Origin of the sequence: Silicimonas algicola, from assembly GCF_003970735.1 — a bacterium.
GTDB lineage: Bacteria > Pseudomonadota > Alphaproteobacteria > Rhodobacterales > Rhodobacteraceae > Silicimonas > Silicimonas algicola.
Map to the genome: position 1 here is coordinate 91,851 of NZ_CP034588.1, position 15,251 is coordinate 107,101.

A 15,251-nucleotide genomic window follows, 5' to 3' on the forward strand; every position below is an offset into this window, starting at 1 on the left:
GGAGAACGGCAACGAATGCGGCCAACGTGGCCGCGGACAGCTTGTACAACATTTGCTTCCCCCCAAAGGAATTGGCCGGGCATACACCCCGTCCACAGATGAGTATATGTCCGGCAGAACGTCCGGTTAGGGGGAAAGTTCCGGTGTGCTTTTCGTGCAAGGCGCCGCTTTACCGCCGAGACTCACGCCGCTAATACAGCATCTATGACCGTCAAGTCGGATGACCCCAATATCGAGCCCGTGGAGTTGGCCGAGCCACTGCGCCGCGCGATCGGGGAGCGTTACCTCACCTACGCGCTGTCGACGATCATGCATCGCGCCCTCCCGGATGTGCGGGATGGTCTGAAGCCGGTGCATCGCCGAATCCTCTACGCCATGCGCGAATTGCGACTCAGTTCGACCGGTGGATTCCGGAAGTCGGCGAAGATCTCGGGCGACGTCATGGGCAACTATCACCCGCACGGCGACGGCGCGATCTACGACGCGATGGCGCGCCTCGCGCAGGAGTTCAACGTCCGCTATCCGCTCGTCGACGGGCAGGGCAACTTCGGCAACATCGATGGCGACAACCCCGCCGCCTCCCGCTACACCGAGGCGCGTCTGACGGCCGTGGCCGAGGCGCTGCTCGACGGTCTCGACGAGAACGCTGTCGACTTCCGGCCGAACTATGACGGCACCCTCGAAGAGCCCATCGTCCTGCCCGCAGCGCTGCCGAACCTCTTGGCCAACGGTTCCTCCGGCATCGCCGTCGGCATGGCGACGAACATCCCGCCGCACAACATCGGTGAGTTGTGCGACGCCTGCATCCATCTTGCGAAGGCGAAGAACAGCGACCTCGTTCGCGACGACACGCTGATCGAGATGGTGCCCGGCCCCGATTTCCCGACGGGCGGTACGATCATCGAGACACCCGAGGTCATCGCCGAAGCCTACCGCACCGGACGTGGCGGCTTTCGCGTGCGCGCTAGGTGGGTGGTCGAGGACCTGGGCCGAGGCCAATGGCAGGTTGTCGTCACCGAGATCCCCTACCAGGTTCAGAAGTCGAAACTGATCGAGAAGCTGGCCGAGACCATCCAGACCAAGAAGGTCCCGATCCTGGCCGACGTCCGCGACGAAAGCGCCGATGACATCCGCATCGTGCTGGAGCCACGGTCGCGCAACATCGACCCCGAAGTGCTGATGGGGATGCTCTACCGTAACTCGGATCTCGAGACGCGGTTCAGCCTGAACATGAATGTGCTGATCGACGGGGTGACGCCCAAGGTCTGCTCTCTGAAGGAGGTGCTGCGCGCCTTCCTGGCCCATCGGCGCGATGTGCTGCTCCGGCGGTCGCGGCACCGGCTCGACAAGATCGACCACCGTCTCGAGGTGCTGGAAGGCTTCATCGTCGCCTTCCTGAACCTCGACCGCGTCATCGACATCATCCGTTATGACGACGACCCCAAGGCGGCGCTGATGCGTGAGGACTGGTCGAAGGACCACGTCCGCGCGACCTCGGAGAAGGATTATGTCGCTCCCGCGCCCGGAGAGGGCGAGTTGTCCGAGGTTCAGGTCGACGCGATCCTGAACATGCGCCTGCGGTCCCTGCGCCGTCTCGAGGAGATCGAGCTGCGGCGCGAGTTCGACGAGCTGACGCACGAGCGCGCCGATCTGGAGGATCTTCTGGCGGACGAAGGGCGGCAATGGTCGACCATCGCGGACCAGCTGCGGTCCGTGAAGAAGCAGTTCGGAGACGCGCGGCGGACCACCTTCGGCGAGGCGATCGAGGTCGAGGACGTGCCGCTGGAGGCGCTGATCGAGCGCGAGCCGATCACGGTCGTCTGCTCGCAGATGGGATGGATCCGGGCGATGAAGGGGCATTTGTCGCCCGATCAGGACATCAAGTTCAAGGACGGCGACGGACCCCGCCACATGTTCCATGCCGAGACGACGGATCGGATTCTGCTCTTCGGTGCGAACGGACGCTTCTACACGCTGTCGGCCGCCAGTCTTCCCGGCGGCCGGGGCATGGGCGAGCCCGTGCGTCTGATGGTCGACCTGCCGAACGAGGCCGGCATCGTCGCCCTGTTCGTGCATCGTCCCGGAGCGAAGCGTCTTGTCGTCTCGGACGCCGGTGACGGCTTCGTGGTGCCCGAGGACGAGGTCGTCGCCCAGACGCGCGCCGGTCGGCAGGTGCTGAACGTCAAGGGCGACGTGAAGGCCCGCGTCTGCCGTCCCGTCGACGGCGATCATGTCGCTTCGGTCGGCGAGAACCGGAAGCTTCTTGTGTTCCCGGTATCAGAGCTGCCCGAGATGGGACGCGGCAAGGGTGTGAGGCTCCAGAAGTTCAAGGACGGCGGTTTGTCGGACGCCCGCACCTTCACGCTGGCCGATGGGCTGAGCTGGCTCGACCCGGCGGGCCGCACGCGCACGGTGACCGAACTCGAGGAATGGGTCGGCGCCCGCGCCGCGGCTGGCCGTATGGCGCCGAGGGGCTTTCCGCAGGACAACCGCTTCACCTGAGAAGCCGCGGACGGTTGCCGCCACCGGCGCTCCACGATAGGTGACGGGAAACCTGCGCGATTGGGGGATCGTCATGCGAGGCATCATCAGGACAGCGGTCATGTGCATGGCGCTTGTGGCCTGCGCGCCGGAGGAAGACCTGACACAGCCGCCTGTCGCCATCGGGCAATTCCGCCTCGGGCACAACATCGCCATTGCAGACAAAGTCACCGAGGGTCCCTTCTCGCGCGAGTTCACCGAGACCCAGATCGAGGCGTCTGTCCAGAACGCGGTGGCCGCACGGCTTCGCCGCTACGACGGCGACGGTCTCTATCATCTGGGGATCGTGGTCGGCGGCCTGGTTCTGGGGCAACCCGGCATCCCCGTCGTCTATGCGCCGAAGTCGGTCCTGATCGCCGACGTCACCGTCTTCGACAACGCAACGCAGAAGAAGCTGAACGACAAGCCGAAGCGCTTCTATGCGGGCGAAGGTTTGAAGAACGCAGTCCCCGTTATCGGGTCGGGCTATGTCCGCACCGGCGAAGAACAGTTGGAGAACCTTTCCGAGAGCCTCGCCCGCGAGATCGAGGACTGGCTGCGCGAGAACGAGGCCTGGTTCGCGCCTGTTCCCGGACAGGTCCGCGTGCCCTACGACGCCGCGACCTATGCGCCCCGGATCGACAGCCTGTCGACGCAGGACATCGGGGCCTCCGCGCCGGCCAACTGACGCTTGATTTTCCGCCACCGATACCATACGTGGCCCGCGAGTTGGGACCCAGGTAGAGGCTAGAAGGGCAATGGCGAAGGAAAAGTTCAACCGCGCGAAGCCGCACTGCAACATCGGCACGATCGGTCACGTCGACCACGGCAAGACGACACTGACGGCGGCGCTGACGAAGTCGTTCGGCGAGTTCAAGGCCTACGACCAGATCGACGCGGCACCCGAAGAGAAGGCGCGCGGGATCACGATCTCGACGGCGCACGTCGAGTACGAGACGGCCAAGCGCCACTATGCGCACGTCGACTGCCCGGGCCACGCCGACTACGTCAAGAACATGATCACGGGCGCCGCGCAGATGGACGGCGCGATCCTGGTGGTGAACGCGGCCGACGGCCCGATGCCGCAGACGCGCGAGCACATCCTTCTGGCGCGCCAAGTCGGCGTTCCGGCGCTGGTCGTCTACCTGAACAAGGTCGACCAGGTCGATGATGCCGAGCTTCTGGAGCTTGTCGAGATGGAAGTGCGCGAGCTTCTGTCGGCCTACGACTATCCGGGCGACGACATCCCGATCATCGCGGGTTCGGCTCTGGCCGCTCTCGAGGACCGCGATCCCGAGATCGGGGTCGAGTCGATCAAGAAGCTGATGGATGCGGTGGACGAGTACATCCCGCAGCCCGAGCGCGCGATCGACCTGCCGTTCCTGATGCCGATCGAGGACGTGTTCTCGATCTCTGGCCGTGGCACCGTCGTGACGGGCCGGGTCGAGCGCGGCGTGGTGAACGTGGGCGACGAGCTCGAGATCGTGGGGCTGAAGGCGACGCAGAAGACGACCTGCACGGGCGTCGAGATGTTCCGCAAGCTTCTCGACCGCGGGGAGGCCGGCGACAACATCGGCGCGCTGCTGCGCGGCATCGACCGCGAGGCGGTGGAGCGCGGGCAGGTTCTGTGCAAGCCGGGTTCGGTGAAGCCGCACACGAAGTTCGAGTGCGAGGTCTACATCCTGACGAAGGACGAGGGCGGCCGTCACACGCCGTTCTTCGCGAACTACCGCCCGCAGTTCTACTTCCGCACGACGGACGTGACCGGGACGGTGGAGCTTCCGTCGGGGACCGAGATGGTGATGCCGGGCGACAACCTGAAGTTCACGGTCGAGCTGATCGCGCCGATCGCGATGGAAGACGGCCTGCGCTTCGCCATCCGCGAAGGCGGCCGCACCGTCGGTTCGGGCGTCGTCTCGAAGATCCTCGCGTAACTTCCGCGACAAGTGATTGAAAGGGGCGGCCCATGGGCCGCCCTTTGCTATCAGGGGCACTGCATCCGTCCTGACCCAAAAACCGCCATTTTTCAGTGGCAACGTCAGTTCCGAATCCTGTGCGGGGGCGCAGTCGGAGCGGGCCATGTCGATCCTGCGCACCAGCGTTCTCGCTTTAGTCGTCGCGGCCGGTCCGCTGGCGGCAAAGCCGCTTGTCACTTCCTCCGAGGAGACGCTGGCCCGGATCTGCCTTGCCCGCACCGAAAGCCCCGATCGCATCGTCGCAGCCTGCGACGCGGCCCTGACGGACGCCGCGCTGACGCCCGCACAGCGGGTCGAACTGACCGTCGCGCGGGGCGACGGTCTCTCCTGGCAGGGCGAGCACGAGGCAGGCGCATCGAGTTATCGCGCCGCGACGCAGCTCGATCCCCGTTCGATCGACGCATGGAATGGGCTCGGCTGGGCCTTGTGGGAGCTTCAGGACGACGCTGCGGCCTACGAGGCTTTCTCGACGTCTCTGTCAATCGACGTGTCGGTCCAGGGCCTGTCGGGCACGGCCGGCACGGGTCGGCGCACGGGCAAGGTCGACGCCGAGGAGGCGCGCGAGAGACTGCGCGCTGCCCTGTCGATCGACCCGGAATACATCTGGGCGCTTCGCGAACTGGGGTGGAGCCTTTTCGATGCGCAGGACTTTCAGGGGGCGGCCGAGGCCTTTGAAGGCGCCTTGCGGATCGACCCCGACGACGTCAATGCGCGCTTCGGTCTTGGCCGTACAAAGATCGGCCTGAACGATAACGAAGCTGCTCTGACCGCCTTCAACGACCTTCTGGCAGATGCGCCTGGCGACTTCGCCACCGAGGTCTATCGCATCATCGCGCTGAGGAACCTCGACCGGAACGCGCAGGCGCTGAGAGAGTCGGAACGCATGATCGCGGCCTATCCCGACCGCGCCTCCGGTTACATCGAGAAGGGCCTCTCGCTCATGGCGCTTCAGCGTCGCAGCGAGGCGATCGACACCTACCGGGAGGCGGATGCCCGGCTGGGACCGAACAACGCCATTCTCTACTGGTACGCGGATGCCCTGACCGTGGACGGCCGGTTCCTCGAGGCGCTGGCCGTCATCGACAGGGGGCTGGCCCTCGACGGGGCGGACCATACCGACCACCTCATGAAGAGCTATATCGCGCTGGAGCTGAAGGATTTCGAGACGGCGCGGGCTGCGGCCGAGAACTGCCTCGCGACGGGTGTGAACGACCCGTGGGCGCACTACTACATCGCCATCGCGCTGGTCCACGACGGCCACGCGGCCGAAGGACTGGAGCGTTTCGGCCGCGCGATCACCGCCGGTCTTCCGGCGGATCGGATCGGTGCCTTCGCGACCGAACTCGTCAGCGCAGGCAAGTATGTCGAAGCCGCCCAGCTTCGCCTGAAATACTGACGAAGCCGCTTGATTCCGGTCCGGCGACAGCTTAGTCAGGCGCTCGCTGCAGGGGTATAGCTCAGTTGGTAGAGCGACGGTCTCCAAAACCGTAGGTCGTGGGTTCGAGTCCCTCTGCCCCTGCCAAATACCTTCCTTGATAGTGCTCGTTAAATTGGCGAATTGAGACACAATTTCGCCAGTTTCGGATGATTGGCTTCCGTTCATCTTCAACGGAGGACCACATGCTCGGCATGTTCAGCTTCCTGCCTCCCGTCGGGTTCTATGCCTTCGCTGGCACCGCCCTTGCCGGGACATGGTGGCTTCACAACCTCGTCGTACAGGCGGGCGAGCCTGCCGACACGCGCATCTTCGTGGTGGGCGGCATCCTTGCGTTCCTATGCGCTTTTCTCGGTTACCAGAAGTCGCTGGAAGAACGCGAGGAAAAGAACAGGCCCAGGGTGTCGAGCGACGAGGTCATGCAGAAGCTCGCTCCAGCCGAAACGGGCCGGAAGGACCGCAGCCTCGACGTTCCTCCGCCGTCCGCGCATGGCCCGGCCGACGACACGCCGCTTGGCCGTCTTCGCGCCCGTTCGCGCCCCGAGTCGGAAACGCTCGAGTTCTGAGCGTCCCGGTCGTCGACCGACGGGCGGGGTTGAACCGGCCGTCGGTTGAGCGTATCTGCGCGCAAAGCCGAAAGGACCCGAGATGGCTACCAGAAACCCGCTTCAGTTCGCCCAGCAGGCACGCGCCGAGATTTCGAAGGTCGTCTGGCCGGCGCGCCGCGAAGTTGTTCTGACCTCGGTGATGGTCTTCATCCTGGCGATGCTGACGGCCACCTTCTTTCTCATCATCGACCTGATCATCCGTGAAGGCCTGAAGGGCATCCTCACCTTCTTCGGCTGAACGGCGCTCTGCACCGCAGAGGCCTTGGGACTTGTCATCCGAGTTCCATGCGGGTATCTGGCGATCCTGTAGAGGCGTGCACCTGTTGCACGCCGCTTTCATTTCCGGGCGGCGCTTTCGCCGCATCTGCAAGAGGACCTGACCCATGGCGAAGCGCTGGTATTCCGTGAGCGTGCTGTCGAACTTCGAAAAGAAGGTCGCGGAGCAGATCCGTCATGCAGTGGAGGACGCCAGTCTTCAGGAGCAGATCGAGGAAGTGCTGGTTCCGACCGAAGAGGTCATCGAGATCAGACGCGGCAAGAAGGTGACTGCCGAGCGGCGTTTCATGCCCGGCTATGTCCTGGTGCGGATGGAGATGACCGACGAAGGCTATCACCTCATCACCTCGATCAACCGCGTGACCGGCTTCCTGGGCCCGCAAGGTCGCCCGATGCCGATGCGGGACGACGAGGTCAACGCGATCCTCAACCGTGTCGAGGAAGGCGAGAGCCAGCCGAAGCTGATGATCAGCTTCGACATCGGCGAGAAGGTGAAGGTCAACGACGGTCCGTTCGAGGATTTCGAAGGCACGGTCGAGGAAGTGGACGAGGACCACCAGCGCCTGAAGGTGACGGTGTCGATCTTCGGACGCGCGACGCCGGTCGAGCTCGAGTTCACTCAGGTTTCGAAGAACGGCTGACGCTCACCTTTTTGCTCGGAAGTCTCGGGCGCCGGGTAATTCCGGCTCTTGCTTTTCAGGCCGGGTGCGGATATCCCCCGCCGGTCGCCCAAGGGGCGGCACCCTCCGTGGGAGGCGAGGCGGTCGCGACCGCCGGACCGGACCACGTCAACCAAAGGTTTCGGAACGCGTTTCGAAGCCGTTGAAACAGGAGACGGCCAATGGCCAAGAAAGTCATGGGGCAACTCAAGCTCCAAGTAAAAGCCGGGCAAGCGAACCCCTCCCCGCCGGTCGGACCGGCGCTGGGTCAGCGCGGCATCAACATCATGGAATTCTGCAAGGCGTTCAACGCCAAGACGCAGGAGATGGAGCCGGGTGCGCCCTGCCCGACCGTGATCACCTACTACCAGGACAAGTCCTTCACGATGGACATCAAGACGCCCCCGGCGTCGTACCTCCTGAAGAAGGCCGCCAAGTTGTCTTCGGGCGCCAAGACCCCCTCGCGGGAAACCGTTGGCACCGTCACGACCGCTCAGCTGCGCGAGATCGCCGAGGCCAAGATGAAGGACCTCAGCGCGAACGACGTCGAACAGGCAATGAAGATCATCCTGGGCTCTGCGCGGTCCATGGGTATCGAGGTGAGGGGATAAGTCATGGCCAAGCTCGGTAAACGCACAACCTCCGCCCGCGAAGCCTTCGTCGGCAAGGAGAACCTTACGGTCGAGGATGCCGTCGCCCTGGTGAAGTCCAACGCGACGGCGAAGTTCGACGAAACCGTTGAAATCGCGATGAACCTCGGCGTCGACCCGCGCCATGCCGACCAGATGGTCCGCGGCACGGTCAACCTGCCGAACGGCACCGGCAAGACCGTTCGCGTCGCCGTCTTCGCGCGCGGCGCCAAGGCCGACGAGGCCAAGGCCGCCGGCGCCGACATCGTTGGTGCGGAAGACCTGATGGAGACGGTCCAGTCGGGCAAGATCGAGTTCGATCGCTGCATCGCGACCCCGGACATGATGCCGATCGTCGGTCGCCTGGGCAAGGTTCTGGGCCCCCGCAACCTGATGCCGAACCCGAAGGTCGGCACGGTGACAATGGACGTCAAGGAGGCCATCGAGGCCGCCAAGGGCGGACAGGTCCAGTTCAAGGCCGAGAAGGCCGGCGTGATCCATGCCGGTGTCGGCAAGGCGTCGTTCGACGAGGCCAAGCTGATCGAGAACATTCGCGCGTTCGTCGACGCGGTCTCGAAGGCTCGTCCGGCGGGCGCGAAGGGTACCTACATGAAGAAGGTCGCCCTGTCCTCGACCATGGGTCCGGGCGTGTCGGTCGACGTGGCGAGCGCCACCGGCAACTGACCGGAATCGTTCATCTTTAGGGAAAGGGCAGGCGGCAGCGCCTGCCCTTTTCGTTTGCGGGTCGGGCCGCTTTCCGACGGGGAGCGGCCGGTCTAGACTGCGCCGCAAAACGAGGAGTCGCGCAGATGTTCTTTTCCTTCTTCGGGTCGCTGGTGATCGGCGGGATCGTCGCCTACCTGGCCGAGAAATGGGATCTGACGCACCACGGCGTCATTCAGGCGATCATCATCGCCCTTGGCGGCGTCATCCTTCTGTTCATGGCCAAGGTGATGTTCGGTTTGTCGTTCGGCCGGCCTGGCGTCGACGCGATCATCGGGGCGGCGGGGGCGCTGATCCTGATCCCGTCCGAGGCGGTCGTGCGGAAGCGGCGGAACCGGCGTTAACTTTCAGGCCGTTGGTGCGAAACGGCCATTCGGTATCGCGTCGGTATCACGTCGGTATTGCGTCGGTGGGTGGTCCGGTTAACGGCCAACGTCAGTCCCGCACCCTCTGCGGCTTGAAGGGGGCCATGCCTTCCCGCGCGAGTTCGTCGGCGCGTTCGTTCTCGGGGTGGCCGGCATGGCCCTTGATCCACTCCCAGGTCACCTGGTGCCGGCCACGCGCTTCGTCCAGCCGACGCCAGAGGTCGTCGTTCTTGACGGGCTTCTTCGCCGAGGTGCGCCAGCCGTTCCGCTTCCAGCTATGGATCCATTCGGTGACGCCGTTGCGGACGTAGACCGAGTCGGTCACGACCGTAATGACGGAGGGTCGCGTCAGCGCCTCGAGCGCGCCGATGGCGGCCATGAGCTCCATCCGGTTGTTCGTCGTCGCCGCTTCGCCGCCGTTCAACTCGCGGGTCTTTAGAACGGCATCGCCGTCGCGGGCGACCATCAGGACGCCCCAGCCGCCGGGTCCGGGGTTTCCTGAACAGGCCCCGTCGGTGTAGGCGAAAAGTTCGCTCATGCCGGGATGTCGATCAATCCGACGTGCCCGGGGAGCGCCTCGACGCGCGCGAGCCAGGCTTGGACGGCCGGAAAGCGGGCGAGGTCGAAGCCGCCCTTGGTTCCCGCCGAATGGGTGTAGCCGTAGAGCGAGATGTCGGCGACGGTCGGACGGTCGATGGCGATCCAGTCGCGGGTGCGAAGGGCCTCGTCCATGATGGCGAGGAGGGCGTGCCCGCGGTCGAGAAGTTCGCCCAGCCGTTCGGGGGTGCGCAGGTGTCGGCGGCTTTCATAGGACAGGATCGCGGCGCGAACGGCGATGACGCCCTCGTGCTGGTTCTGCTCCCAGAACATCCAGCCGAGGGTCAGCGCGCGCTCGACGGGGTCGGAGGGCATCCAGTCGGTGCCGTCCGCGAGGTAGCAGAGGATCGCGTTCGATTCCGGGATGCGCGTGCCGTCAGCGAGTTCGAGGACCGGCAGTTTCTTCAGGGGCAACGCACCCATGCTGTGCGCCGCTGCGAGGGCGGTCGACTCGTACTCCATCCCGAGGTGGCGGTATGGCCGACCAAGAAGCGCAAGGAGGAGTCGCACCTTGTAGGAGTTGCCCGAGGACGGCATCGAATAGAGCGTGAGGTCAGTCATTCCGGCGTGCCCTGAGGATGATGAAGGGGTCTGTCGTACCGCCGAGGCCCTTCTCGGCGCCGGTGGTCCGGTCGAGGACTGTGAAACCTGCGTCGGCGAGAAGGCCGTCGAGCTCGTCCTCGCCGTAGAATGTGTAGAAGCGGCCGAGGCTGTCTCGCGCCTCGCCGGTTCCTGTCTTGAGGCCGAGATGGAAGAAGCCCCCCGGCTTCAGCGCGCGAGAAATCCGGGCGAGGTGGACAGGCATCTCGGCGCGGGGCGCGTGCAGGAGCGAGAAGTTGGCCCAGATGCCGTCGTAGACGGCGGTCGCGTCCAGGTCGTCGAAGGTGGCGATGCGGACGTCGATGCCGAAGCGGTCGAGCGCGACGCGCGCCATTTCAGGGGAGGCATCCCAGGCGTCGACCTCGAAGCCCTCTCGCATCATGCGGGACGCCGCGCGGCCGGGTCCGCAGCCGAGGTCGAGGATGCGGGCTGACGCGGGAAGAGCGGCGATGAAGGCTTCGAGATGACGGTCGGGCCGCCCTTTGGCGAAGCGGTCGGCATAGTCGTCGGCGCGCAGCGCGTAGGCCGCAAGCGTCTCGGCGTCCGGCATCAGGCGCTGGCCTTGCGCAACACGCGGGGCACCTTGAAGTTGACGGTTTCGATGGCGGTCTCGACCATCTCGACGGTGACGTCGAAGCGGTCGCGGAAGGCGTCTATGACCTCGTTCACGAGCACCTCGGGCGCGCTGGCGCCCGCGGTGAGGCCGATGGACCGGATGTCGCCGAGCGCGCGCCAGTCGATCTCGTCGGCGCGCTGGACGAGCTGGGCATAGCCGCACCCCGCGGCGCGGCCCACCTCGACGAGGCGCTTGGAGTTGGACGAATTCGGCGCACCGATCACGAGAAGGGCGTCGATCACGGGCGCGATCCGCTTCACGGCTTCCTGACGGTTGGTGGTGGCGTAGCAGATGTCTTCCTTGTGCGGCCCGACGATGGAGGGGAAGCGGGCCTGAAGCGCTGCGACGATGTCGGCGGTGTCGTCGACCGACAGCGTCGTCTGCGTGATGAAAGCGAGGCGGGTCGGATCGCGGGGCGCGATGGAGGCCACGTCGTCGACCGTCTCGACAAGGATCACCTCGCCCTCGGGCAACTGGCCCATGGTGCCGAGCGTCTCGGGGTGACCGGCGTGGCCGATCATCACCATCTGGAGGCCGTTCGCGTAATGGCGCTCGGCCTCGATGTGGACCTTCGAGACGAGGGGGCAGGTGGCGTCGACGTAGACCATGTTCCGGCGCTCGGCCTCGGCCGGGATCGCGCGCGGGACGCCGTGGGCCGAGAAGATGACCGGGCGGTCAGCGGGGCACTCGTCCAGCTCTTCGACGAAGACCGCTCCCTTGCCGCGAAGCTCGTCGACGACATAGCGGTTGTGGACGATCTCGTGACGGACATAGACCGGCGCGCCCCATTTCTCGAGCGCGAGTTCCACGATCTTGATGGCGCGGTCGACGCCGGCGCAGAAGCCGCGCGGCGCGGCGAGGTAGAGGGTCAGCAGTGGTTTCGTCATGTCGCGGAGAGAGGTATGCGCTTTGGGCGCCAGCGTCCAGTCGGGCCTAGCTGTCGCCGCCAGTATCGCGGGGCTCGCGCGGCGGACGGCCGATCACGTCCTTGAGTTCATCCAGCTCGATGAAGTTGTCGGCCTGGCGGCGCAGTTCGTCGGCGATCATGGGCGGCTGCGAGCGGATCGTCGAGACGACCGAGACGCGCACGCCCTGGCGCTGGAGGCTTTCGACCAGAGGGCGGAAATCGCCGTCGCCCGAGAAGAGGACGATGTGATCGACGCGAGGGGCCAGCTCCATGGCGTCGACCGCAAGCTCGATGTCCATGTTGCCCTTGATCTTGCGCCGACCCTGGCCGTCGGTGAATTCCTTGGCGGGCTTCGTGACCATGCTGAAGCCGTTGTAATGCAGCCAGTCGACCAAGGGCCGAATGGGGGAATATTCGTCGTTTTCCAGCAGGGCGGTGTAATAGAAGGCCCGCAGCAGCTTGCCGCGACGCATGAATTCCTGCCGTAAAAGCTTATAATCAATGTCGAAACCGAGAGCCTTCGCCGACGCATACAAATTGGATCCGTCGATGAACAGCGCAAGCCGTTCGTCCTTGTAAAACATACGAGAACGTCCTTTCAGAATTTCCCCGACACCGTGAGCGGACGAAACGTCCATGCCCGAGTGCGCGTTAATATGAGTTAAACCCTCTGACATTCAACTATCCTTTTGCGTAGGAGCGTCGCGTCATCTGCGGAACGTCGCGTCGTCACGATCGCGCGAAACCTGCCCTGCAGGCTCAGTTTGCCCTTGTGTTTCAGGGACCGCTTCAATACGTAGACGCCCTGATCCCATTCAAGACGGAGACCTCGTTATGGCCCGCGTGACGGTTGAAGACTGCGTTGACAAGGTTCCGAACCGGTTCGAGCTGGTGATGCTTGCCGCGCATCGGGCGCGAGAGATCGCGACGGGATCGCCTCTGACGGTCGACCGGGACAACGACAAGAACCCTGTCGTGAGCCTTCGCGAGATCGCCGACGAGACGCAGTCGGCCGAGGATCTGCGCGAGCGGATGATCGAGGCGAACCAGACCCAGATCGAGGTCGACGAGCCCGAAGAGGACGCCATGGCGCTTCTGATGGGCGCCGAGAGCGACAAGCCGGTCGAAGACGACCTGAGCGAGGAAAAGCTTCTTCGCGCCCTGATGGAAGCTCAGGGACAGCCGTAGGGTTTCACCCCCTGGGGGTGGGGGCCGGATGATCGACGCCGACGACCTGATCGCTCTGGTCCAGAACTATAACCCGAAGACCAACGCCGACCTGATCCGCCGGGCCTATGCCTATGGCGACAAGATGCACGACGGCCAGCTGCGCCATTCGGGCGAGAGCTATTTCACGCATCCCGTCGCGGTGGCGGCGATCCTGACCGAGCAGCAGCTCGACGACGCCACCATCGTCACCGCCCTTCTGCACGACACCATCGAGGACACTCGGTCGACCTATTCCGAGGTCGAGCGTCAGTTCGGCGCCGAGATCGCCGGGCTGGTCGACGGCGTCACCAAGCTGACCAACCTTCAGTTGTCGTCCTCGGAGACGAAACAGTCCGAGAACTTCCGCAAGCTGTTCATGGCGATGTCGAAAGACCTGCGGGTCATCCTCGTCAAGCTGGCCGACCGTCTGCACAACATGCGCACCATCCGGGCCATGCGGCCCGACAAGCAGCTGCAGAAGGCGCGCGAGACGATGGACATCTATGCGCCGCTTGCCGGGCGCATGGGGATGCAGTGGATGCGCGAGGAGCTGGAGGATCTGGCGTTCCGCGTCCTGAATCCGGAAGCACGCAACTCGATCATCCGGCGGTTCATCACGCTTCAGCGGGAATCGGGCGACGTGATCCAGAAGATCACCCGCGACCTCGAGGGCGAACTCGAGAAGGCGGGCATCGACGCGCAGGTCTTCGGGCGAGCGAAGAAGCCGCACTCGATCTGGCGCAAGATGGAAGAGAAGAAGATCGGCTTCTCCCGGCTGTCGGACATCTATGGCTTCCGCGTGATCGTCAGCAAGGAGGACGAATGCTACGCCGCGCTCGGCGTCGTCCACCGCCGCTGGCGGGCGGTACCGGGCCGGTTCAAGGACTACATCAGCCAGCCCAAGTCGAACGGCTATCGCTCGATCCACACGACGGTCTCGGGGCGCGACGGCAAGAGGGTCGAAATCCAGATCCGCACGCGCGAGATGCACGAGGTCGCCGAGGCGGGCGTTGCGGCGCACTGGTCCTATCGCGACGGCGTCCGGGCCGAGAACCCCTTCGCCGTCGACCCGGCGAAGTGGATCGCCTCGCTGTCCGAGCGCTTCGACACCGAGGACGACCACGACGAGTTCCTCGAACACGTCAAGATGGAGATGTACGCCGACCAGGTCTTCTGCTTCACGCCGAAGGGCGAGGTGGTGAAGTTGCCGAAGGGCGCGACCCCGCTGGACTTCGCCTATGCCATCCATACCCGGATCGGCGACAGCTGCGTCGGCGCCAAGGTCGACGGCATCCGCGTGCCGCTGTGGACGCGGCTGCGCAACGGGCAGTCGGTCGACATCATGACGGCCGAGGGCCAGCGCCCGCAGGCGACGTGGATCGACATCGTGGCGACGGGACGCGCCAAGGCCGCCATCCGGCGGTCCCTGCGCGAAGAGGACCGCGAGCGCTTCATCAAGCTGGGGCGCGAGCTGGTTCGCGTGGCCTTCGATCACGTCGGCAAACGGCCGACCGAGAAGGCGTTGCGGATCGCGGCCAAGCAGATCGGCATCGACGGCAGCCGCGAACTGTTGGCCCGCATCGGATCGGCCGAAATACCTTCGCGCGACGTGATCGAGACGCTTTATCCCGGCCCATCGGGCAAGACCGGCGACGAGGTGGACGTGAGCCGCGCGGTGGTTGGCCTGAAGCCCAGCCAGACCTTCAGCCGCGCGGCATGCTGCCAGCCGGTGCCGGGCGAGCGGATCGTCGGCATCAGCTATCGCGGCCGCGGCGTCATCGTCCACGCCATCGACTGCGAGGCGCTGGCCGAGCTCCAGAACGACTCGGACAGATGGGTCGACCTGCACTGGCAGGACGGCAGACATCCGCCTGTCCACAACGTCAGCCTCGACATGACGATCGCCAACGACAGCGGTGTCCTGGGCCGTATCTGCACCCTGATCGGGGAGCAGGGGGCCAACATTTCGGACCTTGTCTTCATCGACAGGAAACCGGACTTTTACCGTCTTATTGTTGACGTAGACCTTCGAGATGTTGAACACCTGCACGCAGTCATGCTTGCCTTGGAGGCGGACAGCGACGTCGCATCGCTGGTCAGGCACCGGGATCTTGAACGCAAGCCCTGAGGG

17 protein-coding genes and 1 tRNA gene are annotated in these 15,251 nt (G+C 64.9%); 13 read left to right on the forward strand and 5 right to left on the reverse strand.

The genetic code is table 11. The annotated features are described in order from the left end of the window. Positions 1-204 precede the first annotated feature (204 nt). The 11 genes from EF888_RS00490 to EF888_RS00540 all read left to right on the forward strand — a co-directional run bounded on the left by EF888_RS00490 (position 205) and on the right by EF888_RS00540 (position 9,170). Positions 205-2,502, forward strand: coding sequence for a DNA topoisomerase IV subunit A (locus tag EF888_RS00490; RefSeq protein ID WP_109759356.1), 2,298 nt, complete (start codon positions 205-207; stop codon positions 2,500-2,502). A 73-nt stretch (positions 2,503-2,575) separates the two neighbouring features. Beyond that, the gene (locus EF888_RS00495; protein ID WP_126918447.1) at positions 2,576-3,208 is read left to right on the forward strand and encodes a hypothetical protein; all 633 of its coding nucleotides are present in this window, start codon (positions 2,576-2,578) and stop codon (positions 3,206-3,208) included. A gap of 70 nt (positions 3,209-3,278) precedes the next feature. Then, complete coding sequence (gene tuf, locus EF888_RS00500) at positions 3,279-4,454, forward strand: elongation factor Tu (protein WP_126918448.1); 1,176 nt, start codon at positions 3,279-3,281, stop codon at positions 4,452-4,454. Between the two features lie 145 nt (positions 4,455-4,599). Then, entirely contained in the window at positions 4,600-5,892 is a 1,293-nt protein-coding gene (locus EF888_RS00505; protein WP_109760663.1) for a tetratricopeptide repeat protein, read from the forward strand. 50 nt (positions 5,893-5,942) lie between these two features. Next, positions 5,943-6,018 (forward strand) — tRNA-Trp (locus tag EF888_RS00510). 98 nt (positions 6,019-6,116) lie between these two features. Next, on the forward strand, positions 6,117-6,497 hold the full coding sequence (locus tag EF888_RS00515) for a hypothetical protein (RefSeq protein ID WP_109760662.1): 381 nt from the start codon (positions 6,117-6,119) through the stop codon (positions 6,495-6,497). 82 nt (positions 6,498-6,579) lie between these two features. Then, a complete protein-coding gene (gene secE, locus EF888_RS00520; RefSeq protein ID WP_109760661.1) occupies positions 6,580-6,777 on the forward strand; it encodes a preprotein translocase subunit SecE in 198 nt (65 codons plus the stop codon). A gap of 145 nt (positions 6,778-6,922) precedes the next feature. Next, complete coding sequence (gene nusG, locus EF888_RS00525) at positions 6,923-7,456, forward strand: transcription termination/antitermination protein NusG (protein ID WP_109760660.1); 534 nt, start codon at positions 6,923-6,925, stop codon at positions 7,454-7,456. A 200-nt stretch (positions 7,457-7,656) separates the two neighbouring features. Then, positions 7,657-8,085 carry a 50S ribosomal protein L11 gene (rplK, locus tag EF888_RS00530; RefSeq protein ID WP_109760659.1) on the forward strand — a complete coding sequence of 143 codons (429 nt, stop codon included), beginning with the start codon at positions 7,657-7,659 and terminating at the stop codon, positions 8,083-8,085. 3 nt (positions 8,086-8,088) lie between these two features. After that, positions 8,089-8,787 (forward strand): 50S ribosomal protein L1, encoded by a 699-nt coding sequence (gene rplA / locus EF888_RS00535; protein ID WP_109760658.1) that lies wholly within the window; start codon positions 8,089-8,091, stop codon positions 8,785-8,787. 125 nt (positions 8,788-8,912) lie between these two features. Further along, positions 8,913-9,170, forward strand: a complete 258-nt coding sequence (locus EF888_RS00540) for a hypothetical protein (RefSeq protein ID WP_109760657.1) — start codon at positions 8,913-8,915, stop codon at positions 9,168-9,170. 91 nt (positions 9,171-9,261) lie between these two features. On the opposite strand, the gene rnhA is transcribed toward EF888_RS00540, so the two are convergent. Genes rnhA through EF888_RS00565 form a run of 5 tightly spaced genes read right to left on the reverse strand, consistent with a single transcriptional unit; the run spans position 9,262 to position 12,495 of the window. Then, positions 9,262-9,729: a ribonuclease HI gene (rnhA, locus tag EF888_RS00545; RefSeq protein WP_109760656.1), complete on the reverse strand. Its 468-nt coding sequence runs from the start codon at positions 9,727-9,729 to the stop codon at positions 9,262-9,264. Continuing rightward, a complete protein-coding gene (locus tag EF888_RS00550; RefSeq protein ID WP_109760655.1) occupies positions 9,726-10,349 on the reverse strand; it encodes a glutathione S-transferase family protein in 624 nt (207 codons plus the stop codon). Before EF888_RS00550 ends, rnhA begins: the two co-directional genes overlap by 4 nt. Next, positions 10,342-10,938, reverse strand: coding sequence for a class I SAM-dependent methyltransferase (locus EF888_RS00555; protein WP_109760654.1), 597 nt, complete (start codon positions 10,936-10,938; stop codon positions 10,342-10,344). The genes EF888_RS00550 and EF888_RS00555 overlap by 8 nt, the downstream gene beginning before the upstream one ends. Beyond that, positions 10,938-11,891, reverse strand: a complete 954-nt coding sequence (gene ispH, locus EF888_RS00560; RefSeq protein WP_109760653.1) for a 4-hydroxy-3-methylbut-2-enyl diphosphate reductase — start codon at positions 11,889-11,891, stop codon at positions 10,938-10,940. Before ispH ends, EF888_RS00555 begins: the two co-directional genes overlap by 1 nt. Before the next feature lie 46 nt (positions 11,892-11,937). After that, positions 11,938-12,495, reverse strand: a complete 558-nt coding sequence (locus tag EF888_RS00565; protein WP_109760652.1) for a LabA-like NYN domain-containing protein — start codon at positions 12,493-12,495, stop codon at positions 11,938-11,940. A gap of 250 nt (positions 12,496-12,745) precedes the next feature. On the opposite strand from EF888_RS00565, the gene rpoZ reads away from it, so the two are divergent. Both rpoZ and EF888_RS00575 read left to right on the forward strand, forming a co-directional pair. After that, on the forward strand, positions 12,746-13,099 hold the full coding sequence (gene rpoZ, locus EF888_RS00570) for a DNA-directed RNA polymerase subunit omega (protein ID WP_109760651.1): 354 nt from the start codon (positions 12,746-12,748) through the stop codon (positions 13,097-13,099). Positions 13,100-13,127: 28 nt separating this feature from the next. Beyond that, a complete protein-coding gene (locus EF888_RS00575; protein WP_109760650.1) occupies positions 13,128-15,248 on the forward strand; it encodes a RelA/SpoT family protein in 2,121 nt (706 codons plus the stop codon). Positions 15,249-15,251 lie beyond the last annotated feature (3 nt).